Origin of the sequence: Pseudarthrobacter sp. (assembly GCF_036675385.1) — a bacterium.
Lineage (GTDB): Bacteria > Actinomycetota > Actinomycetes > Actinomycetales > Micrococcaceae > Arthrobacter.
In genome coordinates this window covers 1-23398 of the sequence record NZ_JAKFFD010000165.1, presented here as the reverse complement: position 1 = coordinate 23398, position 23398 = coordinate 1, and the positions used below count along the sequence as shown (strand labels likewise).

Genomic DNA, 23398 nt, shown 5'->3' with positions numbered 1-23398 from the left:
GTCCTAGATTACCGGCTGAGAGCCACGGCCTGGGCCGTAAGGTCCGGCGCCTGCCAGTCCAGCCAGGTGATGCGGGGATCGGCGCGGAACCACGTGAGCTGGCGCCTGGCGAACTGCCGGGTGGCCACAATGGTGTCCTCGGCTGCCTCGGCAACTGTTGAACCGCCATCGAGCACTTTCAGGAACTGGGCATAGCCGAGGGCCCGCGGCGCAGTTTTGCCGCCGCGGAGACCGGCCGTGTCCAGCCGGCGCACTTCCCCCAGCAGCCCCTGGTCCACCATGTTGTGGACCCGCAGTGCCAGCCGTTCACGGAGGACGTCGCGGTCCACGGCCAGGCCGATCTGGACGGCAGGCTGGAAATACTCCCGCTGGGGCATAAAGGAACTGAAGGGCCGGCCGGTGAGCTCATGGACTTCGAGCGCCCTGATGATCCGGCGCGCATCGGAGACACGGCCCGCGGACACCGGGTCCACCTCCCGGAGCCGTGCCAGGAGGGCATCCTGGCCGGCTTCATCGAGCTCAGCCTCGAGCCGCTGCCGGAGGACAGGATCCGTGCCGGGGAATTCGAGGACGTCGAGGGCGGCCCGCACATAGAGACCCGAACCGCCCGCCAGAATGGCTCGCTTGCCGCGCGCGTGGATATCGCTGACGATGCTCCGGGCCTGCTGCTGGAAGTCTGAAACGCTGGCCTCCTCCGTGACGTCCAGGATGTCCAGAAGGTGGTGGGGAACGCCCTTGCGCTCTGCTGGCGTGATCTTGGCGGTGCCTATGTCCATCCCGCGATAGAACTGCATGGCGTCGGCATTGATGACCTCGCCGTCCAGCTCCAGGGCAAGGTTCACGGCCAGATCGGACTTACCTGACCCTGTGGGACCAACAACAGCAATCACCGGAGGCTGGACCACCGGTCAGCGGCTCCGTACCGGCAGCGTGGGCATCCCCAGCGAGACTCCGGTGCGTCCGGCGCCGCCTGCGGCAGCCGGCACGGGAGCGCCGCACGAATCTGCCTGGGACCTGTCCCAGGCGTCCCCCGCGCGGGAACGCCGCAGGCTGTAGTCCTGCAACGACGGGTCGGCCACGAGGTGGAAGGCTGCGGCTTCGGTGATGGTGACTGTGACCAGGTCCCCCGGACGCGGTACCTCTGCCCCCTCGGGAACGGAGAAATGCACCAGCCGCTGGTCCTGGGACCGGCCCGACAACCTGTGGGTTTCTTCGGACTTGCGCCCTGAGTGGGCGGTGACCATCACCTCTACCCGGCGGCCAAGCTGCGTGGCGTTTTCCTCGGCAGCGATCCTGTCCTGCAGTGCAGTCAGGCGTTCAAACCGCTCCTGGACCACGGCCTTGGGAAGCTGGTCCGGCAGGTCTGCGGCGGGAGTACCCGGACGCTTCGAGTACTGGAAGGTGAACGCGGTGGCGAAGCGCGACTGCTCCACAACGTCAAGGGTGGCCTGGAAGTCTTCCTCGGTTTCGCCGGGGAAGCCGACAATGATGTCAGTGGAGATGGCGGCGTGCGGGATCTTCTCGCGGACCTTGTCCAGGATGCCTAAGAACTTGGTGGAGCGGTAGGACCGTTTCATGTCCTTCAGGACTTTGTCGGACCCGGACTGCAGCGGCATGTGCAGCTGCGGCATCACGTTGGGGGTTTCGGCCATGGCGTCTATGACGTCGTCGGTGAAGGCGGCGGGGTGGGGGCTGGTGAAGCGGACCCGTTCCAGGCCTTTGATTTCACCGCACGCGCGCAGGAGTTTGGAGAACGCCTGCCGGTCGCCGAACTCCACACCGTAAGAGTTCACGTTCTGACCCAGGAGGGTGACTTCGATGGCGCCGTCATCCACCAGGGCCTGGATTTCAGCCAGGATGTCGCCCGGGCGGCGGTCCTTTTCCTTCCCGCGCAGGGCCGGGACAATGCAGAACGTGCAGGTGTTGTTGCAGCCGACCGAGATGGAAACCCAGCCGGAATAGACCGAGTCACGCTTGGTGGGCAGCGTGGAGGGGAAGACGTCCAGGGATTCGAGGATCTCCAGCTGGGCTTCGTTGTTGTGCCGGGCCCGGTCCAACAGTGCCGGGAGGGCTCCGACGTTGTGGGTGCCGAAGACAGCATCCACCCAGGGAGCCTTCTTCAGGATGGTCTCGCGGTCCTTCTGGGCCAGGCAGCCTCCCACGGCGATCTGCATCCCCGGGTTGGCGGCCTTGACGGGCGCCAGCATGCCCAGGTTGCCGTAGAGCTTGTTGTCCGCGTTTTCGCGGACCGCGCAGGTGTTGAACACCACGACGTCGGCCTGCTCGCCGCTGGCCGGTACGTAGCCCGCGGCCTCGAGCATGCCGGCCATCCGCTCCGAATCATGCACGTTCATCTGGCAGCCGAACGTGCGCACCTGATAGGTACGGGGCTGCTGGAGGGCTGGGTCGGCTGACGGGGCGGTACCGGATGCGGGGGAAGGAATGGTCAAACTCACCTGTTAAGGGTACCGGGTCGCTACGGTTGCAGGATCGCCCTGGTTGCGGGATCGCTCAGGTTGCCGTAGGGGCGGGAGCGCCGCTTCCCCGGGCCTACAGATCCGGCAGGTTGTCCGGTGCATCTGTTTGGGTCTCCGCATGTGCGTCGAGCACCTCGCCGACGATCCGGAACGCCTGCGACGGCTGATAGCCCTTGCGGGCAAGCATTGACGCCAGCCGCCGCGTGATCTTGTCCCGCTCGGCGCGGTCCGACAAATCCGTGCCTGCCCGGAGCTTCCGTTCCACCAGGAGCCGGGCCGACACTTCCTCGTCCGCGTCGGAAAGCTGTTCCAGTGCGGCGGCAGCGGTGTCCGCGTCAATTCCTTTGTCCGCCAGTTCGCGCCGGAGGGCCCCTTTGGCGAGCTTCCGAGACTGCGACCGGCTGCGCACCCACATGTCGGCGAACTCGGCGTCGTCAATGAGGCGGACCTCCTGGAAGCGGTCCAGGACGGCTTCCGCCACATCCTCCGGAATGTTCCGCTCGGCCAGTTTCCTAGCCAGCTGCAGCCGGCTTTTGGCCGAACTGGTCAACTGCCGGAGCACGATGGCCCGCGCCACGGACGCTGGATCCGGTTCTGCGTCTGGGTTTGCGTCGGCGTCTCCGGTGAGGGCAGCATCCGGATCGGGTCCGTCCGGCCCGAAGCCAGGGCGTCCGCCCCGTCTCCGCTGCCGTCGCCCCGATCCGGTGTCCTGCCCGGCCGCACGCCATCCGGCGCTCTGCCCGGCCGTCACGTCGGCGGTGTCCCTAGAAGCCGTCAACAGCCTTCAGCTTCGGCGTGTCTTTGACATCGGCTTCGGCGGGCTTGACTACCCCGACACCAAGCTTCTCCTTGATCAGGCGCTCCAGTTCGGTCGCCAGCTCGGGGTTGTCGCGCAGGAACCTGCGGGAGTTCTCCATGCCCTGGCCCAGTTGGTCGCCGTCGTACGTGAACCACGAGCCCGACTTCTTGATGATGCCGTGCTCAACGCCCATGTCGATGATGCCGCCCTCGCGGGAAATGCCCTGGCCATAGATGATGTCGAATTCGGCGATCTTGAAGGGCGGGGCCATCTTGTTCTTGACGATCTTGGCCTTGGTGCGGTTACCGACGGAGTCGGCACCTTCCTTGAGCGTCTGGATCCGACGGACGTCGATGCGGATGGACGCGTAGAACTTCAGGGCCTTACCGCCGGTGGTGGTCTCCGGGGAGCCGAAGAACACGCCGATCTTTTCACGGAGCTGGTTGATGAAGATGGCAGTGGTTTTGGTCTGGCTCAGGCGGCCGGTGATCTTACGCAGCGCTTGGCTCATGAGGCGGGCCTGCAGACCCACGTGGCTGTCGCCCATGTCGCCCTCGATTTCCGCGCGCGGCACGAGGGCAGCAACGGAGTCGATGACGATGACGTCCAGCGAGCCGGAGCCGATAAGCATGTCCATGATTTCCAGGGCCTGCTCGCCTGTGTCAGGCTGCGAGACCAGGAGGGCGTCCGTATCCACGCCCAGTCTGGCGGCGTATTCGGGGTCGAGGGCGTGCTCGGCATCGATGAAGGCGGCAATGCCGCCGAGGCGCTGCGCGCTGGCAACGGCGTGCAGTGCCACGGTGGTCTTACCCGAAGATTCCGGGCCGTAGATCTCCACAACGCGGCCGCGGGGCAGGCCGCCAATTCCCAAGGCCACGTCCAACGCGATGGATCCGGTGGGGATGACTTCAATGGGGGCACGGACTTCATCGCCCAGCCGCATGACCGAGCCCTTGCCGAACTGCTTGTCAATCTGTGCCAGCGCTGCGTCGAGCGCCTTTTGACGATCCGGGGCTGCCGCCATGGTTCACACCTCTAATGCTTTCTCGCTTTGGAGTGGCCTCAGCGGCCATTTCTTGGTCATCTCTGACGCTAATGGCACCCGCTGACATTCTGGCCGGATGACATCGCCTATGTGGATAACCCACTACGAAAAGCATAGCTTTACCCGAACAGGTATTCGAACAGATCCGGCGGCGTGTCAGCGCAGAAAGGGCGCACGTGAGCCTGGGGAACGCTGTCCGGTTGGTGGCGGCGTCAGTCGCGCAGGGGTTTGACGTCGCGTCCCAGGCGCCGCTCCGGCGGCACATCCTGGACATCGCAGATGGCCAGCCACACCTGCCGCGGGCTCATTCCGGCCGCGAGGGCCTGGTCGGCGGTTCGCCCGCCGGCCCCGGCGAGGACCAGGGTGCTGCTCAAGACCCGGGAGTAGCCAGCCCCGAATTCGTCGTCCATAAGCCGCCAATAGTCACTGATCCGCACCAATAGAGTCTCTCACGGTCCCGGACCCTAGAATTGTTGCCATGAGCAACACTGCCGACGGCCCTCCTGCGACAGGCCTTCCCGAAACCGGCCTTCCGGCAACGTCCCCTGCGGGGACAGGTACCGACAAGGACACCGTCGATGAGGCACTGAACACCGTGGAACACCAAATCAGTCTCTTTTGGCGGCGCGCCCGGTCGGTGTCCCATCAGCTCTCGCGGCAGGTGCACCCGGACATGGAACCGGCAGCCTATGGCCTGCTTTCGGTCATCCGGCGCGAGGGACCCATCCGGTTGACAGACCTTGCCCTGAACATCGGAGTGGGCAAGCCATCCGTCAGCCGCCAGATCGCTTTCCTGGAAAGCATCGGGCTGGTGTTCAAGGAAGCTGACCCCCTGGACGGAAGGGCGCAGTCGATCCGCCTCACCGAAAAGGGCGAGGAAAAAATGCATCAGGTCCAGGATGCGCGCCGCCAGGATTTCCGTGAGCGGCTCGGTGAGTGGCCGGTCGGGGAACTGCAGACCCTCGCCGAATACATGGCAAAGCTCAACTCCCTCTTTGAACTCGACGGTTTCGCGAAGGACCCGTCCGCCGGCGACACGGCAAAATAGCCAGCACACGCAACAAAGCCTCCGGCCAATGGCCGGAGGCTTTGTTGCACTTCCTGTCTGGCTCCTGCGGACGGCTTACCGTGCGCCGGAAAGCAGGCCCTTGGACAGTTCGTTGTTGAGTTCAGCGTTCAGATCACGATCAAGGTCGCGGCCGTAGCGCTGTGAGAATTCCTGGGGAACGGTGTCCGGAACGGCTACGCCCTCGGCGACGGCGACACGGTCGCTGACTTCCCTGAGCATGCTGGACAGCGGCACGTCCAGGGCTGAGCAGATTGAGGAGAGGAGCTCTGATGAAGCTTCCTTCTGGCCGCGCTCTACTTCGCTGAGGTAGCCCAAGGAAACACGGGCACTGTGCGAAACTTCGCGGAGCGTGCGTCCCTGGCGCTGGCGTACATCGCGCAGGACATCACCGATTTCGTGACGAAGTACAACCATCTTGCGCTCCTTCTGTTCGCTCTTGGCCTGATCGGCGAGGCCCACATCCTTCCAGCGGACAACGCCGTTTATGGATACGGGCTGCTTTACCATCTGTATCGCCTTGCTCCCTCATAAGTGCGGTCCGCCGTGGAGCGAACCGTGGTGGTTTATTCATCCTAGGCGCCTCCGCTATCCGGAAGCGACACAATGTAATAACTAATGGACGCCGGGATTTGTTCCCGGCAACTTTACGCCCGGTAGCTTCAGGAAGATAGGGCCGCGATCAGGCTTTCCAACGCGGCACCGCAAGCCTGTCCGCGGATCTCTGCCCGGTTACCCGTGAAGCCGTACTCGAGGTAGGACGCACCGGCCGCTGTGGCAATCCCGATGAACACCGTCCCCACCGCTTTGCCGTCATGTTCCTCCGGGCCGGCTACCCCCGTGGTGGCGACGCCGAGGTCGGCGCCTAGCGCGGTCCTGGCCCCTGCCGCCATGGCCGCTGCGACAGCACCGTCAACGGATCCGGCGGCGGCCAGCAGCTCTGCCGGAACACCCAGGACGTCCACTTTGACGGAGTTCTGGTAGGCCACCACACCGCCTTGGAGCATGCCTGAGGCTCCGGCTGTGTCGGCGAGGACGGCGCTGACCATTCCCGCAGTGAGCGACTCCGCGGTCGCGACGGTGCGGCCCGTTTCCAGGGCCATTTTGACTGTCTGTTCCGCCAGGTGGTGAAGGTTGGTCACATCGGCTCCCTAGTTGCCAGCTGTAGTTTTTCCGGCCCGTTTGCCCTGTGACCGGATGCGCAGGGCTTCAATGACGTATTCGACGCCGGTCCATACCGTGATCAGGACAGCCACGATCATGACGGCGAAAGCCACCCAGACAAGCCACGGCGCCAGCGCGCCGAGGGGCAGGAGATACAGGAAGATCGCTGCTGTCTGAACGACAGTCTTGAGCTTGCCCCCGCGCGAGGCCGGGATGACACCGTACCGGATGACAAAGAAACGAAGGGCGGTGATGCCCCATTCCCTGACGAGGATGACGATGGTGACCCACCACGGCAGTTCATTCAGGATGGACAGCATCACCAGGGCTGAGCCGATGAGGAGCTTGTCGGCGATGGGGTCGGCGATTTTGCCGAAATTGGTGACGAGGCCGCGGCTCCTGGCGATGTCGCCGTCGAGCTTGTCGGTGTAGATGGCGACGGCGAACGCCGCCACCGCGGCCCAGCGCCACGGCCCGGACTCGCTGTCCAGCCCGGGGGCGTCGGCGAGGAGGAACCAGACGAAGAACGGCACCAGCGCGATGCGCAGCATGGTCAGGATGTTGGGAAGATTCCAGATTCCTGGGCTGCTGGAGCCGGCGGCAGTTGCTTCGGTGCTAGTCACACTCCTAGGCTACCGTCCGGTGAGCGACCAAGCGTCTTCGGAACCGTCCTCGTCGTCGCCCGAGGTGGCGTCGGCGCCGTCGAAGTACTCAACCTTCTGGCTGCGCTGGTCCAGGTCCGCCTGCACGAGGTCCTCCGCATAACCGCCCTGGGCAATGTTCGCGTTGGCGTTGTCGCTGAGCGCTGCCGTCTGTGAATCAGCAATGGCCGGCGCGTCCTGGCCCTTCATGGCTGCCAGCACCGACGCGAGGTCGTCCGGCTTCACCAGGACGTCGCGTGCCTTGGACCCTTCGGAGGGGCCGACCACTCCCCTGGACTCCAGGAGGTCCATTAGCCGTCCGGCCTTGGCGAAGCCCACCCGGAGCTTGCGCTGGAGCATCGACGTCGAACCGAACTGTGTGGTGACCACCAGTTCGGTGGCCGAAAGCAGCACTTCGAGGTCGTCCCCGATGTCGTCGTCGATCTGCTTTTTTGGCGCTTCGGGGGCGACATCGTGGCGGTAGTCGACTTTGAGCTGGCCCTTGACGTGTTCCACGACCTTGTGGATTTCAGACTCCGTGACCCAGGCGCCCTGGACACGCATGGCCTTGGAGGCACCCATCGGCAGGAACAGCGCATCGCCCTGGCCGATGAGTTTTTCGGCCCCGGGCTGGTCAAGGACCACGCGGGAGTCCGTGACGGAGGACGTGGCGAAGGCCATCCGGGAAGGCACGTTGGCCTTGATCAGGCCGGTGACGACGTCCACGGAGGGCCGCTGGGTGGCCAGGACCAGGTGGATGCCTGCGGCACGGGCCAGCTGGGTGATGCGGACGATAGAGTCTTCGACGTCGCGCGGGGCCACCATCATCAGGTCGGCGAGCTCGTCAACAATCACCAGCAGGTACGGGTAAGGACGGATGACGCGCTTGGAGTCCACGGGCGGCTGGACCTTGCCGGCGCGGACCGCCTTGTTGAAGTCATCGATGTGCTTGAACCCGTAGTTGGCGAGGTCGTCGTACCGCGCATCCATTTCGCGGACCACCCACTGCAGGGCCTCGGCGGCCTTCTTCGGGTTGGTGATGATGGGCGTGATGAGGTGCGGGACGCCTTCGTAGGCGGTCAGTTCCACACGTTTGGGATCCACCATGACCATGCGGACCTCGTCCGGGGTTGCCCGCATGAGGATCGAGGTGATCATGGAGTTCACGAACGAGGACTTGCCGGCGCCGGTGGCACCTGCGACGAGCAGGTGGGGCATCTTGGCGAGGTTCGCCACGACATAACCGCCTTCGACGTCCTTGCCGACGCCCATCACCATGGGGTGGTCGGTCCGGCGGGCGTTCTGGCTGCGGAGGACGTCACCGAGGGAGACGGTTTCGCGGTCCGTATTGGGGATCTCGATACCAATGGCGGACTTGCCCGGGATGGGGCTGAGGATTCGGACGTCGCTGGAAGCCACTGCGTAGGAGATGTTCTTGGACAGGGCGGTGACGCGCTCCACCTTGGTGCCCGGGGACAGCTCAATCTCGTACCGCGTGACGGTTGGCCCGCGGCTGAAGCCGGTGACCTGTGCTTCCACGTTGAACTGGTTGAGGGTCTCGGTCAGGGAAGCGACGATCGCGTCGTTGGCCTCCGTGCGCTCTTTGGGAATGGAGCCCGGGGTCAGAACGTCCGACGGCGGCAGGGTGTAGGTGACGTCGCCCGCCAGTGAGAGTTGCTCGGTCCGCTGCGGAATGGGCGCGGGCAGGGGCATGGGTGTGACGGGCTTGGCCGGCACCTGCGCAACGGCGGCGGGTGCAGCGTTGAGTGAGCCGGCGGCCACCATCCCGGGTGTGACCAGCGGGATGGCCTCGGTGGCGTTGTCCTCTGCCGGAGCCCTCCCTGCAGTGCCGAGGCCCTGGGCGGCTTTGATTTTCTCGACGGCGATCTCCGCCTTCGTGGGGCGGCGCACACCGGGAGCGGGGCGCGATCCACTGCCGGATTTTGCGTCGGCCTCGTCGTCGTCGATAACGGCGTGCTCGAAGGCTTCGTCGCCCACATAACCTTCCAGCCCGGCGTCGGACTCGTCGTCCTTGCCGAAGAAACGCCGCTTCTTCTTCCGCGGCGCCGGGGTTGCCTTCGATTCCTCGAGGTAGCTGCGGTCGTGGCTGTCCCCGTCGTCGCCGGGTTCCTGCAGGTCCAGGCCCATCAGATGCTCATAGGCACCCCGCAGGCGGCGTGGAATGGCCCCGAAGGGGGTGGCGGTAATGATGAGCAGCGAGATGAAGGCCAGCAGGCCGTAGACCACCACGGGCACCGCCGCGTGGATGGCCCCAAGGGGTGAGGCGGCCAGGAAGCCGAGCATACCGCCGGCCTGCCGGAGGCCGTCGAAGCCTTCGGCAACGGTGGGCTGCCCTCCCACCACGTGGGCAAGGCCGCAGCCCGCAAACGTCATGATGAGGAAACCGATCCCTACCCGGTTGTTTCCGCGGCCGTCGTCGGGCTGCCGGAAGAGCCGGAAGGCACACACAAAAAGCATCAGCGGCAATAGCAGTGACATCCAGCCGAAGGTGCCGTTGACCACGCCGTAGACGGCGTCGGGGAACCAGCCGGTCATTCCCCACCAGGCGAAGGTGGCGATGAAGACGCCCAGGGCAAGGTTGAACAGGGCCGCGCCGTCGCGGCGCTCCTCCGCCGGCAGGTCGCTGACGTCGGAGCCGATCCTGCGGACACCGCCGCCGACCAGATGGCCCACGGCCAGCCAGGCGCCGCCGACAATACGCAGGAGCCAGGGCTGCCGCTGTTCGACGGCGGGAAGCTGGCGCGTGCGTGCGGTGCCGGCCGAAGAGCCAGCCCGGCCGCCGGTGCGGCTGGACGCTGTGGCGCCTGCACCGCGGCCCGCCGGGCTGCCGGATTTGGCGCTGGATTTGCCGCCAGCGGTGCCTCGGGGCGCGGGAGTGGTACGAGTGGCCATACGTGCCACGGTACCGGAACTGGCGCGGTTTTCCGCGGATTTCCGGCTGTTCCCGGCCTCATGTTGCGGATGGGAAAGGCCCGGTTCTACAAGAACCGGGCCTTTGCCATTCCGCTTGCCTTCGGGGCTGTTACGCCTCGAGGACCACCGGGATGATCATGGGCTTGCGGCGCAGCTTGCGGTTGACCCAGGTGCCGACAACTCGGCGGACAACCTGCTGGAGCTGGTGGGTGGTGTGGTCCGTGCGGTTGAGCACGGCTTCTTCCAGGGCGGCGTTGATCTTGGGGATGATCTCGTCGAAGACGGAATCGTCCTCGGCCACGCCGCGGGCGTGGATCTCGGGTCCGGAGACCACCTTGCCGGTGGTGCGGTTGATGACGGTGATGATGGAGATGAAGCCTTCATCGCCAAGCGTCTGGCGGTCCTTGAGGTCCGCTTCCGTGACTTCGCCGACGCTGGAGCCGTCCACGTAGACAAAGCCCACTTCAACCTGGCCCACCACGTCTGCGCGGTGGTCCTTGAGGTCGATCACGGTGCCGTTGTCGGCAAGGATGACGCTGGCGGTGGGGACGCCGGACTCAATGGCGATCTTGCCGTTGGCGATCAGGTGGCGGGTCTCGCCGTGCACGGGCATGGCGTTGAGCGGCTCAAGGATGTTGTAGCAGTAGAGCAGCTCGCCGGCGGCTGCGTGTCCGGAGACGTGCACCTTGGCGTTGCCCTTGTGGATCACGTCCGCGCCGAGCTTGAGCAGGCCGTTGATGATGCGGAAGACGGCGTTTTCGTTGCCCGGGATGAGGCTGGAGGCCAGGATCACGGTGTCACCGTCGCCCACTACTACGCGGTGGTCGCCGTTGGCCATGCGGGACAGCGCGGCCATCGGTTCGCCCTGGGAACCTGTGGACATCAGGACCACGCGGTTGTCCGGCATGTTGTCGATGTTCTTGATGTCCACGAGGAGGCCGTCGGGAACGTCGAGGTAGCCGAGCTTGGCGGCGATGGCCATGTTCCGGACCATGGAGCGGCCCACGAAGGCCACCTTGCGGTTGTGCTTGGCGGCGGCGTCCAGCACCTGCTGGACGCGGTGGACATGCGAGGAGAAGGACGCCACGATGATGCGCTTGGTGGCCTGGCCGAAGAGCCGTTCCAGCGTGGGGCCGATTTCCTTTTCGGCGGTGGTGAAGCCCGGCACGTCAGCGTTGGTGGAGTCGGACATAAAGAGGTCAACGCCCTCTTCACCCAGCTTGGCGAAGTGCCGGAGGTCGGTGATCCGGCCGTCCAGGGGCAGTTGGTCCATCTTGAAGTCGCCCGTGTGCAGGACAGTGCCGCCGGCCGTGCGGATGAACACAGCCAAAGCATCGGGGATCGAGTGGTTGACCGCGACAAACTCGCACTCGAAGGGGCCAAACTTTTCGACCTGGCCCTCTTCAACGGTCATCGTGTACGGACGGATCCGGTGTTCCTGCAGCTTGGCCTCGATGAGCGCCAGGGTCAGCTGTGAGCCCACCAGGGGAATGTCGGCGCGCAGCCGCAGGAGGTAGGGAACGGCGCCGATGTGGTCCTCGTGGCCGTGGGTCAGGACAACGGCCACGATGTCGTCAAGACGGTTCTCGATGTACGAGAAATCGGGCAGGATCAGGTCAACGCCGGGCTGGGTCTCCTCCGGGAAGAGGACACCACAGTCCACGATGAGCAGTTTTCCGTCGATTTCGAACACGGCCATGTTCCGGCCGATCTCCCCCAGTCCGCCCAGCGGAACGATCCGAAGGGTGCCTTGCGGCAGGCGTGGAGGCGTGACAAGGCCAGGAAGGGCGGTTTGGGTCATAGTGCACTACTTTCCAGGCGGAAGGGTGCTGGTCTTAGCCCTCAGGGAAAGACCAGCCCCGCTTCCGCCAAATCCTCGCGGATGGATACGATCTCGGCTTCGTCCGGCTCCACGAGGGGCAAACGGACAATCGAGTTGGGCAGGACTCCCTGCCATTTAAGAATTTGTTTGGCTGCAACGGCTCCCTGGACGCGGGTCATCGTTGCCCTCACGACGGGCAGCAGCTCGAAGTTGATCTTACGCGCGGTTTCGAGGTCGTTCGCGTTGATGGCGTCGATCAGCTCGCGGAAGCGGCGCGTTGCGACGTGGGTTGTGACACCCACGAGTCCGACGGCGCCCAAGGACATCCACGGAATGGTGAGTCCGTCATCGCCGGAGTAGAAGTACAGGTCCGTCTCTGCCATCACGCGGCTGGCTGCCATGAAATCGGCTTTGGCATCCTTGACGGCGACGATGTTCGGGTGCTGCGCCAGGCGGATCATGGTTTCGGGCTCGATCGCGATGGAGGAGCGGCCCGGAATGTCGTAGAGCATAACGGGCACATCGGTGGCGGACGCGACAGCTTCGAAGTGTGCCCGGACCCCGGCCTGGCTGGGCTTGTTGTAGTACGGCGTGACGAGCAGCAGGCCGTCGACGCCGAGCGCTGCCGCCTGCTGGGAGAGGCGCACCGAATGTGCGGTGTCGTTCGTCCCGGTGCCGGCGATGATGGCGGCGCGGTCTCCCACGGCCTCCATGACAGCGCGGAACATGCCAAGGTTTTCTTCATCCGAGAGGGTGGACGTTTCGCCGGTGGTCCCGGTGACGACCAGGCCGTCGCAGCCATCGTCCACAAGCTTGGTGGCCAGTTCGGCCGCCTGCTTGTAGTCCACGGCGCCATCCTTGGTGAAGGGCGTGACCATAGCGGTCAGGAGCGTACCAAGGACAGGAGCGGTGGCGGATTTGTGAGGCATGGAAAAAACGTTACCCTGTCGGCAGCTGGTTAGGACAATGGGGACGGCGTGATCCGCGTCAACTAGCGGGCCGCGATGCCCCAGGAAATGGGGTCAGCACGCACCGCAGGTCGACTCCCGCGGAGTCAGCGGAATTTCCGCAAGGCACTCCGTTGCAGGATGGCGGTGACTATTTCGGTGCCGGTTCCGGCAGCCTTTTTCATTTCGAAGCCATCCGGTCCCCAGAACCCGCTGAGGCCGCAGGAGGGGCCCAGCACCGTGTCTCCGCCAAGGTTCGCCAAGATGGCGAACATCCTGTTGTCCATGGCCCTGGCTCCAAGATGCAGGCCAAGCCGCCGTTCTTCCGCCTGCGTGTACAGAGCCGAAACGGCATAGATATCCGCGCCGGCCTGGGCTGCCCCGGTGGAGTGGTCCGGAACCGCGGCGTCAAAACAGATGGCCAGCGCGATCTTCCAGCCATCCAGCTCGATCACGACGGCACCGTCGCCCGCGACGAAGACCTCCCGCTCCGGGCCGTGGAGGTGGGTTTTGAACCCGAGTCCAGTAGTGCCGTCGGGGTGGATCACGAGGCTGGCGAGCCGCGGCGTGCCGTCAGGTTCCCGATAGGCAGCACCTGCCACGGCGGTGATCCCCGTCCGGCGGCAGATTTCGTGGAGATCGGCCAAGCGCGGGTCATCGCGTTGAAGCCACGAGTCGTCACCAGCCAGTAGCGCCAGGTTGTACCCCGTCAACGACAGCTCAGGAAACACCACCAGCCGGGCACCGTGGGATTCGGCATCCTCGACCAGCCGGACGTGTTCTTGCACGTTCGGGATAATCCCGCCTTCCAGCGCCCGGTACTGCACGGCAGAGACGGTCAGGGCATCAGTCACCCCTCTATCCTAGGGATGCGCGCCTGGCCGAGGGAACTACGCCATCCTGCGACTTCCCTGGCTGGCAGTATCGGTCCACCGCTGCCTCCCGCAGCCCCTCAGCCCAGGCCGCGAGCCGCTGGGCCGCCCGGACGTAGTGGAACAGTTCCGTAGGCGTCAAGGCGTCGAGGTCGGTTTCGTCCAACCTGCGGGCCAGCTCTGCACCCGCCGGCTGGGCGGTGAGTGTGACGCCTTCGTCCTGCCACTGGATGTCCACAGGGGGCCGACCTGCCACGAGCTGGCGGAAGAGGAAGTCCACCACTCCCGGGCTCATCGCTTTCATCAGTCCAACAGGCTGTGCCGAGCCGGGGTCCTGGGCGTCCCGGGCGGGGCGCACTGATCCACCGGCGGTTGAGGATTCCGGGAAGGGTCGCGGCTGGGATGGGGTTTGCATGGTGCCCATATTATTCGAACATATATTCGAACACAAGGTCTGCAAGACCGTGTTTCCGGCTGGCTCTTGACTGCTGCCACAAAGGTTCGTGTGAGAACATCGCCTCATGACGTCCCGTGCCCCGGCAAGACCCTCGCGGGTGCCTCGAACCTCACAGGCCGTGGGCCGCCTCCGCGGTATTGACGCAGCCAGGGGGCTGGCGCTCCTTGGCATGATGGCCACACATCTGCTCCCCACCTTCGAGGCAAACGCCGACCTCACTCCCACGTGGATCGGCCTGACCTTCTCCGGCCGCGCGGCAGCCCTCTTCGCCGTGTTGGCTGGCGTGGGCCTGGCGCTGTCCACCGGAAAACAGGTACCTCCGGAAGGTGTTGCCCTGAACGCAGCACGCCGCGGCATCGCACTGCGCGCCCTGGTGATTGCCGCCGTCGGGCTCTCATTGGGCGGGCTGGAAGTGAACCTTGCGATCATCCTGGTCCACTACGCCCTGCTGTTCCTGTGCATCCTGCCCTTCCTGGGCCTGAAGCTGAAGGCACTGTGCGCCTGGGCCGCCGGCTGGATCGTCGTTTCCCCGGTCCTCGCATATCTCCTCCGCCCCTGGCTTATGGCAGCCAATCCGCCCCTGAATCTGGGGCACAACCCGTCCTGGGAAGACCTCTCGACGCCCTTCCCTCTACTGGGAGACCTGTTCCTGACCGGTTACTACCCGGTGTTCCAGTGGCTGTCGTACCTGCTGGTGGGCCTGGTCATTGGCCGGCTGGCCCTCACCAAGGCGATGGTTCCTGTCCTCCTGCTTGCCGGCGGGACTGCGGTGGCCGCACTGGCCAAGGCTTTGGGCACCGCCGCAATGGAGACCTGGGGCGGCCGTGCCGCGCTGGAGGCAGTCCTGAACGCTCCCGGATACCCGCTGGACAGTGTCCTCCAGGTCAACCTCACGGGAATCCGGCAGGAAGGATCGTGGTGGTGGCTGGCGGCCGCGGCACCGCATTCGGCCACCACGCTGGATCTGCTTCACACCTGCGGCGTGGCGGCCGCCGTTGTGGGTGTGTTCCTCCTGCTCGGCAGGCTGGCTGACTGGCTGGACCTGGACCTGCTGCTGCCGCTGCGCGGCGCGGGGGCGATGACGCTCACGCTCTACTCAGTGCATGTGTGGGTGGTTTCGGCGTTCTACCTGAAGCCGCTGCCCGCGGGCTGGACCGAGGCGGGGATGTACTGGGCACATGCCGTGACGGCCATCGCCGTGGGCATCGTGTTTGTCCTCCTGAAATGGCGGGGGCCACTGGAACTGGTGGGCCATGCCGCCAACCAACTGGGGCGCGGCGGACGGGCCGGCCTGCGCTAGCCTGCCGCCATTGACCTGCCGCCGAGAGCAGTCGCAGAGAGCAGGCTCCTACGCCGGAACGTTGCCGCGGAACAGCTTCACGGCGTCGCGCATGGAGGCGCGGGCGCGCTTGCGGTCCCCGGCAGCGTCATAGGCGCAGCTGAGCCGGAACCACGAACGCCAGTCGCCGGGCGCGGCCTCAGCCTCGGACTTGTACTTTTCGAATTCCAGATCCGCCGCTGAGCGGACGATCCGGCCGGCGGGTGTGCGCGGGAGTTCGTCCACCGGGAGCCCGCCTTCGGCCTCGAGGACCTTGGCCATCTGTTCCGTGCGCGCACCGAACAGCAGTTCACGGATCATGGCCCAGGCGCCGATGGCCGGGAGGACCAGGTAGGCCGCTCCGATGGCCTTGGCGGCGGGGTTGCTGTCCAGCAGCAGGAGAACGGAGCGCTGGAAGGACACCACCAGGTAGAAGACCAGCAGGAGCGTGACGGCACCCACCCAGATCTTGGTGCGGTTCTTCCGGAACGCAGCCAGGAACTCGCCCACGGCCTAGAGCCCCAGGTCCAGGTAGCCGTCCAGGCCAACCGTCAGTCCCGGATGCGCGGCGACGTTTCGCACGCCAAGCAGCACTCCGGGCATAAAGGAAGCACGGTCAAAGGAATCATGGCGGAAGGTCAGCTGCTCCCCCGGACCGCCGAGGAGCACCTCCTGGTGGGCCACCAGCCCGCGCAGCCGGACGCTGTGAACGCGGACTCCTTCAACCTCGCAACCCCGCGCGCCGGCGAGTTCGCTGGTGGTCGCGTCAGGACTGGGCGGAACGTCCGCAGCCTTGCGCTCGGCAGCGATGAGCTGGGCGGTGCGCACAGCGGTCCCGGACGGCGCGTCAACCTTTTCCGGGTGGTGCAGTTCGATGATTTCGACGGACTCGAAGTATTTGGAGGCCTTGGCAGCGAAGGCCGAGGCCAGCACGGAGCCGAGGGCGAAGTTGGGGGCGATCAGCACTCCGGTTTCCGGGTTCTCTGCCAGCTGGGCTTCCAGGGCGGCGAGCCTGGTGGCATCCCAACCCGTGGTTCCCACGACGGCGTGCATGCCATGCTCGACGGCGTAGCGGACGTTCGCTTCCGTGCTTTCGGGGACGGTGAGGTCCACCACTATGTGGGCACCTGACGTGGCCAGCTGGTCCAGCGAGTCGCCGCGTCCCAGGGCGGCTACGAGCATCAGGTCGGAGGCAGCTTCAACGGCCTTTACGGCTTCGGCGCCCATGCGCCCGTTGGCGCCCAGGACAGCCACGCGGGTGGGCACGGAGAGTTGTTCGGTCATGCCGTTAACCCTACCGTCGGGCCGGGTGCGGGATTGAACCGGAGGCTGTGCGTTACCTCGCAACCGCCGGAACGCGGAGGGAAGCCCGTGGTGCTCAGCTGCCTGCGCCCACCCACTCCACCGTGCCGTCGGCGAAGAACTGTTCCTTCCAGATGGGAACCTGCTCCTTGATGCGGTCCACGAGTTCGGAACACACGGCAAAGGCCTGTCCGCGGTGCGCAGCCGAGACCGCACAGACCAGCGCCGGATCTCCGATGTTGAGCATCCCGATGCGGTGGGCAGCCCAGATCCGCACAGGCTGCGTGGCGGCCCCGTCGCCGGCATGTTCGGCGGCCAGGCGGGCGACGACGTCGGCCATTACCTGGTGAGCCGTGGGGTGCGCACTGTAACTGAGCCGCTCCACTGCCTTGCCGCCGTCGTGGTTCCGCACCACCCCGCTGAAACTGACCACGGCCCCTGCGGTGTCAGACTCCACCGCGGCGATGGCCTGCTCCACGGAGATGGGTTCTGCGCTCAGCACCGCGTGGACCACTTCGAAAACCGCGTCAGTGCCCATGACCGCCCTCCAGCTGGTCGCACAGGTGCCCGATCAACGGATCGAGCACAGCCAGTCCGTCCATAACGCCCTTGGGCGACCCGGGCAGGTTAATGATGAACGTCTGCCCCGCAGCGCCGGCATGCCCGCGGCTGAGCGCGGCGAGCGGCGTTTTGGCTGCCCCTTCGCGCCGGGTGGCCTCCATGATGCCCGGGATTTCCCGGTCCAGAAGGGGCAGGGTGACCTCGGGTGTGCGGTCGTCCGGGCTGAGCCCGGTGCCGCCGCTGGTGATTACGACGGCGGGATGCTGGGTGAGGAGGGCCCGGATCGCCGCACCGACCGGCTCACCGTCCGGCACCACCATGGCGGGGTACGCCTCAAAGCCATGCTCGGTGAGCCAGTCGATGATGACGGGCCCGGTTACATCCTCATAGATGCCTGCGGCGGCACGGGTGGACGCAATGACAACCCCGGCCTTCCGGCCCTGCACCTCGCCGTGCGTGTGCGGCTCCGGCAGGTGAGTGTGCGGCTCTGTGTTTGGCTCAGCCGGGTAAGTGCTCTCGGTGCTCATAGTGTCCAGTCCCCGCTCTTGCCGCCGCTTTTCGCCAGCACTTTGATGTCGGTCAGCACGGCGTGCTTGTCGACGGCCTTGATCATGTCGTACACGCTGAGGGCAGCCACGGAGGCCGCCGTCAGCGCTTCCATCTCAACCCCGGTGACCCCACGGGTCTTGACCGTGGCCAGGATGGCCACGGAATCGGTTCCGAGCTCGAAGTCCACGGTGACTTTCGAGAGCGGCAAGGGATGGCAGAGCGGGATGAGGTCGGGGGTCTTTTTTGCGGCCATGATGCCGGCAACCCGCGCCACGGCCAGGGCATCGCCCTTGGGCAGGCCGCCGGATCCGAGGAGGCGCAGCACCTCGTCAGTGGTGCGGACGGTGGCAGTGGCGGTGGCTTCCCGGGTGGTTTCGGCTTTCGCGGACACATCCACCATCTGGGCGCTTCCGTCCTGGCGCAGGTGGGTCAGCGCGGACGGGCTATGTTCTGGATTCACAGCATCCATACTTCCACCTCGTCACCCTCGGCGAGCGCCGAAACCCCAACCGGTACGTGCACCAGCGCGTTGGAGCCGGCGAGGGCGTGCATGAGATGGGAGCTTTCGCCCCCTTCCAGGCGGACGGTTCCGTCCCCCTGGAGGGTTCCGCGCCGGACCTGATGCTTGTGTTCGGGCGACGAAAGGCTGTGGCCCAGCCGTGCACGGACAGGGATCCGCGGTGACGGTGCTCCGAACAGTTCAGCCAACACAGGCCGCAGGAACATTTCGAAGGAGACGAGGCAGCTGACCGGATTTCCCGGGAATCCCAGGAAAGGCACGCCGTCGAACGTCCCGATACCCTGCGGTCCGCCCGGCTGCATGGCCACATGCAGGAACTCGGTGGCCTGGCCCTCCATGGCCTGGCGGACAACTTCGTAGGCTCCCTTGCTGACCCCGCCCGTGGTGACGATCAGGTCCACAGTGCCGGCATGGCTGCGCAGCAGTGTACGGAATTCGTCAGGATGGTCCGAGGCGATGGCCGTGCGCACCACGGCCAGGCCTGCTTGCCGCATGGCGCTTTCGAGGAGGGTTCCGTTGGAATCGTAGATCTTGCCGGCCGGCAGGGGCCGGCCGGGTTCCACGACTTCGTCGCCCGTGGTGACCAGCAGGACGGTCACCGGCCTGCGCACAGTAACTTCGGCGATCCCCAGGGCCGCCAGCAGCCCCAGCTGCGCCGGGCCTAGGAAGGTTCCCGCCGCCAGCGCCCGCTCCCCCGCCGCAATATCACTGCCGGCCGACCGCACGAACGTGCCGGCCGCCGTCGCCGGCAACCACACAGTGGTCGTTTCCCGCGGGGCGGGGAACCGGTCCGGAACGGCACGTTCCACGGGCACGACGGCGTCAGCACCGGCGGGAATCATGGCTCCCGTCATGATGGGGGCGGCAGTGCCGCGGTCCAGGGCCGCCGGCACGGCACCTGCCGGAACGGGGACAACCACAGGCAGCTCCGCACCGCCGTCGGGCACGTCCAGGCTGTTGACGGCAAAGCCGTCCATTTGGGAGTTGGCGAACGGCGGGAGGTTCAGGGGGGCCATCACGTCCTGGGCGAGGCCCTTGCCCAGCGCGTCGCGAAGTGCCAGCGTTCCCGTCCGGCCCTGGGCGAGCAGGGGCGCCAGCAGTTCGATCACGGCGGCGCGGTGCAGGGCGACGGACCGTGCCTGGTGGGGCGTGTGGCCGTGCTGGTGCGGAGGGCTGTGCATGGTCCTGCCTTCGGTCCGGGCGGTCATGGATTCACGTCAACTCTAATGGTGTGGAAGCCTGTGGCACCGTCGGGCGCAACCGGCCGGCGTTCCTCCACCTGCGGGTCGCCGTTGAGGTCTGTGGCACGGACCTGGACCTCGTACTGGCCGGGAGTCAGCTCGATGCCCAGCTGCCACTGGTACCAGGTGTCCAGCGAGATCCCGGGCGCGAGGCGGGCCGCCTGCCAGGGACCGCGGTTGACGCGTAGCTCTACTTTTCCGATCCCAGTGTGCTGGGCCCAGGCAACGCCGCCAAACATAACCGTTCCAGCACCCACCCGCCGGCCGGTGCGCGGAACGTCGATCCGCGAGGACGTTTTGATGGGGCCGCGGTCGGACCAGCCGCGCGGCGTCCAGTAGCCGACGTCGTCCGCGAACCTGGTGACGCGGAGTTCCGTGAGCCATTTGGTCGCGGAAACGTAGCCGTAGAGGCCCGGCACGATCAACCGGACCGGGAAGCCGTGTTCCAGCGGCAACGGTTCGCCGTTCATCCCCACCGCAAGCAGGGCGTCCCTCTGATCAGTGAGGACCTCCAGCGGTGTGCCCGCCGTCCAGCCGTCGGAGCTCCGGGACAGCACCATGTCGGCGCCGGATTGCGGCCGGGCAAGGGCCAGGAGTTCCCGCACCGGCCAGCCGAGCCAGCGGGCATTGCCGATCAGGTCCCCGCCCACTTCGTTGGAGACGCAGGCGATGGTGACGTGCCGTTCGATCAGCGGCTTGGCCAGCAGATCGGCCAGGTTCAGCTCAATCTCCTGTTCCACCATCCCTATAACGCAGAGAACCCAGGCTTCGGGGTCGAGGGACGGGACGATCAGGGCGGTGTCGATCCGGTAAAAGTCACGGTTCGGTGTGACCAGCGGCTGCATTCCGGCCAGTCCTACCTCGGCGCCGGCCGGGATGGCGGGCGCTCCGGAGACTGCGGCAGGCAGCTGCAGCTTTTCGCGGGCGGTGCTGATGCCGGAGGCTGCACCTCGCCAGACCGCGGCCACAACCCCGCCAACGGCGGTGGCCCCGGCGCTCGCTGCCAGGACCTGCAGGAACGTGCGCCGTCCGGCGGTTCTTTCCGTACCCGCGGGAATTTGCGCCGTCGCGGCGTCTGTCCCGGCTGCTGTCCCCGCGGCGCCTGTCCCAGCTGCGCCGGCCGGGAGCCCTTCGTAGAGCCGGCGGATCAGCCACCCCAGCAGGAGCGCACCGGACAGGGCTGCGGCCAGTGCCACTACAGCCGCAGCCGGGGTCATCTGGGCACGCGTAAGGACCGCACTGAGCCCGACGAGCCCAAAAACAGCAATCACCGCCCCACCGGCAAACCGCCTGCGCTGCTCCAGGATCCCGGCCAACGACCCGACGGCCATAATAACCAGCAGCATCCCGCCCACGAACACCGCTTTGTCGGCGGTGCCGAACAGCGAGATGGCCCAGTCCTTCACACCCGGCGGAACAGCATCGATCACGGCTCCGCCTACTGCCGTCAGGGGCGAGAGGGACGGACTGAACAGTCCTGCCAGCAGCTCCCCTATGACGACGGCGGCGCCGGCGGCCACGGCTCCCGACGCGGCGGCCCAACGGCGGCTGCCATGGGCGGCACCATCGGTTCCCGACCGCACTGGCGAGGTGGCGCCGTCGTCGGCCGCTTCCTGCAGGGGCTGGGAGCTGTTCACCTCTCCAGCATAGGTTCGCCGGGTCCCGGCGGCGCAGGACTTCGCCACCGTTTGGAGGGACTTCCGGCGATGGACCGGATCCCGGACGTCATAGGCGTGATCCCGGGGGTAAACGTGGCGTAGCCTGAATTCATGAGTGTTCAGCTAGGCATGCCACAACCCCGGGAGGATGCAGGGCCGGGGCTGCCGCCTGCCCGGCCGGCCGGCACGGCGCCGGGGCTGCTGGACCAGTACGGCCGCCGGGCAACGGACATGCGGCTGTCGCTGACGGACAAATGCAACCTGCGCTGCACCTACTGCATGCCGGCCGAGGGGCTTGAATGGCTTTCCAAGCAGGCCGTGATGTCCGCCGAGGAGATCGTGCGGATTGTCCGGATCGGCGTGGAGCTGCTCGGTGTTCGCGAACTGCGCCTGACCGGCGGGGAGCCACTGGTCCGTGCGGACCTGATTGACATCATTGCGGCCCTGCGCAGCAACCATCCGGAACTGCCCATCTCCATGACCACCAACGGCGTGGGCCTGGACAAGAAGGCCGCCGCGCTCAAGGCTGCGGGCCTGACCCGCATCAACGTCTCACTGGATTCGCTGCACGAAGAAACCTTCACCAAGCTGACCCGGCGCCCCTTCCTGGACCGTGTCCTGGCCGGCGTCGATGCCGCCTGGGCCGCGGGACTGGGCCCCGTCAAACTCAACGCCGTCCTGATGCGGGGCATCAACGACACCGAGTCGCCGTCCCTGCTCGCCTGGGCGCTGGACCGCGGCTACGAACTACGCTTCATCGAGCAGATGCCGCTCGACGCAGACCACGGCTGGACCCGCCGGAACATGATCACCGCGGCCGAGATCCGCACTCTGCTCTCGCGCGACTTTGTGTTGAGTCCCGATCCCCGCGCCCGCGACGGTGCCCCCGCGGAACGTTTTGAAGTACGACGCCGGGCGGCCCGGACCGCGGGGCCGGATAGTCCCGTGCTGGGTACCGAGGGACTAGTGTCTGCCGCTAACGCGCATCGGCCGGAAGGCGTGGAGGCGGCGCCGGAAGCCCAAGGGCCGGTGCTCGGCACCGTGGGCATCATCGCGTCCGTCACTGAGCCGTTCTGCTCTGACTGCCGTCGCACACGGATCACAGCCGAGGGCAAGATCATGAGCTGCCTGTTCTCCCGTGAGGAGTTTGATCTCTTGGGTCTGCTGCGGGACGGCGCCAGTGATCAGGCCCTGGCCGAACGCTGGCAGGATGCCATGTGGGTCAAGCCAAAGGCCCACGGCATGGACCACACAGGTCTCGGCGCGGCGGACTTTGTCCAGCCGGACCGCAGCATGAGCGCCATCGGAGGCTGAATTCTTGAACGTACGTTACTTCGCTGCCGCACGCGCTGCTGCTGGGGTCGAAGAAGAGCTCTTCGTACTCCCTCCCGGGGCGACAGTGGCCGATTTGCTGGAAGCGGTCCTGGCTGTGGACCGCGCCGAGCCCGCTGCTGGCACTCCTCCCCTGCAACGCATCCTGTCCCGGAGCAGTTTCCTGCTCAACGAGGTGGCCGTCCGGGACCGCACGACTGTGTTAAGTCCGGGCGATGTGGTTGACGTGCTGCCCCCTTTCGCCGGCGGGTAGACCACCTCGCAGACGGCGCGAACGGATTCTCACAGACAGTTGAGGCGCCGGATCCTTGGCGCGAGCGGACAGTTGAGGCCCTGCGAGGACACCTTGAAACCGCCCACGGATGCAGGCACTTACAGTTGCTTGGCGGAGTTATGCACATAGCCGTTTAGCCTCGCCGTTATTGTCAGACCCTCCGGGGATGATTTGGGTATGGATAGCAGAGCAGCTGTGGCGACGGCGGAGGCCCTTTCGGTGTCTTTCGCTGAGCTTGCTTCTGCGCTCCGGGGCGGGACCGAGTCCGGCTGTTCCGGGGACGCTGATCCGTTGCACCGGGTGGCAGATGGTTTCCTGGACGGGCTGGCCGAGATCTCACGGCTGGACGCGAAAAGTGCCGCCCTGAAGGCCTGGCTGGCCGCCGGTTACAACAGCGCTGCCGAGGCTTTGGCGGGCCC

Annotated in this window: 24 protein-coding genes and 1 pseudogene; 5 read left to right on the top strand and 20 right to left on the bottom strand. The window is 66.2% G+C overall.

The genetic code is table 11. From position 1 onward, the window contains the following. Positions 1 to 8: 8 nt before the first annotated feature. From miaA to V6M49_RS14275, 5 genes are all read right to left on the bottom strand, one after another. A complete protein-coding gene (miaA, locus tag V6M49_RS14295; protein WP_141140029.1) occupies positions 9 to 905 on the bottom strand; it encodes a tRNA (adenosine(37)-N6)-dimethylallyltransferase MiaA in 897 nt (298 codons plus the stop codon). A 3-nt stretch (positions 906 to 908) separates the two neighbouring features. Next, positions 909 to 2456, bottom strand: a complete 1548-nt coding sequence (gene miaB / locus V6M49_RS14290) for a tRNA (N6-isopentenyl adenosine(37)-C2)-methylthiotransferase MiaB (protein ID WP_332761561.1) — start codon at positions 2454 to 2456, stop codon at positions 909 to 911. Positions 2457 to 2550: 94 nt separating this feature from the next. Continuing rightward, positions 2551 to 3054: a regulatory protein RecX gene (locus V6M49_RS14285; RefSeq protein ID WP_141142018.1), complete on the bottom strand. Its 504-nt coding sequence runs from the start codon at positions 3052 to 3054 to the stop codon at positions 2551 to 2553. A 187-nt stretch (positions 3055 to 3241) separates the two neighbouring features. Further along, complete coding sequence (recA, locus tag V6M49_RS14280; protein ID WP_141140027.1) at positions 3242 to 4300, bottom strand: recombinase RecA; 1059 nt, start codon at positions 4298 to 4300, stop codon at positions 3242 to 3244. A gap of 233 nt (positions 4301 to 4533) precedes the next feature. Further along, positions 4534 to 4758, bottom strand: coding sequence for a DUF3046 domain-containing protein (locus tag V6M49_RS14275; RefSeq protein WP_056343046.1), 225 nt, complete (start codon positions 4756 to 4758; stop codon positions 4534 to 4536). A gap of 41 nt (positions 4759 to 4799) precedes the next feature. Between V6M49_RS14275 and V6M49_RS14270 the strand changes: the two genes are divergently transcribed. After that, complete coding sequence (locus V6M49_RS14270) at positions 4800 to 5369, top strand: MarR family winged helix-turn-helix transcriptional regulator (protein ID WP_104063364.1); 570 nt, start codon at positions 4800 to 4802, stop codon at positions 5367 to 5369. A 75-nt stretch (positions 5370 to 5444) separates the two neighbouring features. On the opposite strand, the gene V6M49_RS14265 is transcribed toward V6M49_RS14270, so the two are convergent. The 8 genes from V6M49_RS14265 to V6M49_RS14230 all read right to left on the bottom strand — a co-directional run bounded on the left by V6M49_RS14265 (position 5445) and on the right by V6M49_RS14230 (position 14182). Beyond that, on the bottom strand, positions 5445 to 5897 hold the full coding sequence (locus tag V6M49_RS14265) for a helix-turn-helix domain-containing protein (protein WP_056342905.1): 453 nt from the start codon (positions 5895 to 5897) through the stop codon (positions 5445 to 5447). Positions 5898 to 6049: 152 nt separating this feature from the next. Continuing rightward, positions 6050 to 6529 carry a CinA family protein gene (locus V6M49_RS14260; protein WP_056342902.1) on the bottom strand — a complete coding sequence of 160 codons (480 nt, stop codon included), beginning with the start codon at positions 6527 to 6529 and terminating at the stop codon, positions 6050 to 6052. 9 nt (positions 6530 to 6538) lie between these two features. Continuing rightward, positions 6539 to 7174, bottom strand: a complete 636-nt coding sequence (gene pgsA / locus V6M49_RS14255; RefSeq protein ID WP_332761552.1) for a CDP-diacylglycerol--glycerol-3-phosphate 3-phosphatidyltransferase — start codon at positions 7172 to 7174, stop codon at positions 6539 to 6541. A gap of 9 nt (positions 7175 to 7183) precedes the next feature. Then, entirely contained in the window at positions 7184 to 10105 is a 2922-nt protein-coding gene (locus V6M49_RS14250; RefSeq protein ID WP_332761550.1) for an FtsK/SpoIIIE family DNA translocase, read from the bottom strand. A gap of 130 nt (positions 10106 to 10235) precedes the next feature. Next, on the bottom strand, positions 10236 to 11927 hold the full coding sequence (locus V6M49_RS14245) for a ribonuclease J (RefSeq protein WP_056342897.1): 1692 nt from the start codon (positions 11925 to 11927) through the stop codon (positions 10236 to 10238). 41 nt (positions 11928 to 11968) lie between these two features. Beyond that, positions 11969 to 12877, bottom strand: a complete 909-nt coding sequence (dapA, locus tag V6M49_RS14240) for a 4-hydroxy-tetrahydrodipicolinate synthase (protein WP_141140023.1) — start codon at positions 12875 to 12877, stop codon at positions 11969 to 11971. A 125-nt stretch (positions 12878 to 13002) separates the two neighbouring features. Continuing rightward, complete coding sequence (locus V6M49_RS14235; RefSeq protein ID WP_332761548.1) at positions 13003 to 13749, bottom strand: carbon-nitrogen hydrolase family protein; 747 nt, start codon at positions 13747 to 13749, stop codon at positions 13003 to 13005. 4 nt (positions 13750 to 13753) lie between these two features. Then, entirely contained in the window at positions 13754 to 14182 is a 429-nt protein-coding gene (locus tag V6M49_RS14230) for a hypothetical protein (RefSeq protein ID WP_332761547.1), read from the bottom strand. 106 nt (positions 14183 to 14288) lie between these two features. On the opposite strand from V6M49_RS14230, the gene V6M49_RS14225 reads away from it, so the two are divergent. After that, positions 14289 to 15524: a heparan-alpha-glucosaminide N-acetyltransferase domain-containing protein gene (locus tag V6M49_RS14225; protein ID WP_141140021.1), complete on the top strand. Its 1236-nt coding sequence runs from the start codon at positions 14289 to 14291 to the stop codon at positions 15522 to 15524. Positions 15525 to 15572: 48 nt separating this feature from the next. On the opposite strand, the gene V6M49_RS14220 is transcribed toward V6M49_RS14225, so the two are convergent. The 7 genes from V6M49_RS14220 to V6M49_RS14190 all read right to left on the bottom strand — a co-directional run bounded on the left by V6M49_RS14220 (position 15573) and on the right by V6M49_RS14190 (position 21235). After that, a complete protein-coding gene (locus V6M49_RS14220) occupies positions 15573 to 16052 on the bottom strand; it encodes a hypothetical protein (protein WP_141140020.1) in 480 nt (159 codons plus the stop codon). A 3-nt stretch (positions 16053 to 16055) separates the two neighbouring features. After that, entirely contained in the window at positions 16056 to 16826 is a 771-nt protein-coding gene (dapB, locus tag V6M49_RS14215) for a 4-hydroxy-tetrahydrodipicolinate reductase (protein WP_141140019.1), read from the bottom strand. Positions 16827 to 16920: 94 nt separating this feature from the next. After that, entirely contained in the window at positions 16921 to 17382 is a 462-nt protein-coding gene (locus V6M49_RS14210; protein WP_141140018.1) for a molybdenum cofactor biosynthesis protein MoaE, read from the bottom strand. Beyond that, positions 17372 to 17932 carry a MogA/MoaB family molybdenum cofactor biosynthesis protein gene (locus V6M49_RS14205; protein WP_141140017.1) on the bottom strand — a complete coding sequence of 187 codons (561 nt, stop codon included), beginning with the start codon at positions 17930 to 17932 and terminating at the stop codon, positions 17372 to 17374. Before V6M49_RS14205 ends, V6M49_RS14210 begins: the two co-directional genes overlap by 11 nt. After that, complete coding sequence (moaC, locus tag V6M49_RS14200; RefSeq protein WP_141140016.1) at positions 17929 to 18423, bottom strand: cyclic pyranopterin monophosphate synthase MoaC; 495 nt, start codon at positions 18421 to 18423, stop codon at positions 17929 to 17931. Before moaC ends, V6M49_RS14205 begins: the two co-directional genes overlap by 4 nt. Then, the gene (locus V6M49_RS14195) at positions 18411 to 19655 is read right to left on the bottom strand and encodes a molybdopterin molybdotransferase MoeA (protein WP_332761625.1); all 1245 of its coding nucleotides are present in this window, start codon (positions 19653 to 19655) and stop codon (positions 18411 to 18413) included. The genes moaC and V6M49_RS14195 overlap by 13 nt, the downstream gene beginning before the upstream one ends. 23 nt (positions 19656 to 19678) lie before the next feature. Beyond that, positions 19679 to 21235: a molybdopterin-dependent oxidoreductase gene (locus V6M49_RS14190; RefSeq protein ID WP_332761623.1), complete on the bottom strand. Its 1557-nt coding sequence runs from the start codon at positions 21233 to 21235 to the stop codon at positions 19679 to 19681. A gap of 249 nt (positions 21236 to 21484) precedes the next feature. Between V6M49_RS14190 and moaA the strand changes: the two genes are divergently transcribed. The 3 genes and pseudogenes from moaA to V6M49_RS14175 all read left to right on the top strand — a co-directional run. Next, positions 21485 to 22687, top strand: coding sequence for a GTP 3',8-cyclase MoaA (moaA, locus tag V6M49_RS14185; protein WP_332761543.1), 1203 nt, complete (start codon positions 21485 to 21487; stop codon positions 22685 to 22687). Between the two features lie 4 nt (positions 22688 to 22691). Next, the gene (locus V6M49_RS14180) at positions 22692 to 22958 is read left to right on the top strand and encodes a MoaD/ThiS family protein (protein WP_141140014.1); all 267 of its coding nucleotides are present in this window, start codon (positions 22692 to 22694) and stop codon (positions 22956 to 22958) included. A gap of 198 nt (positions 22959 to 23156) precedes the next feature. Next, positions 23157 to 23398: pseudogene (locus V6M49_RS14175) on the top strand (HNH endonuclease signature motif containing protein); the annotation flags it as partial.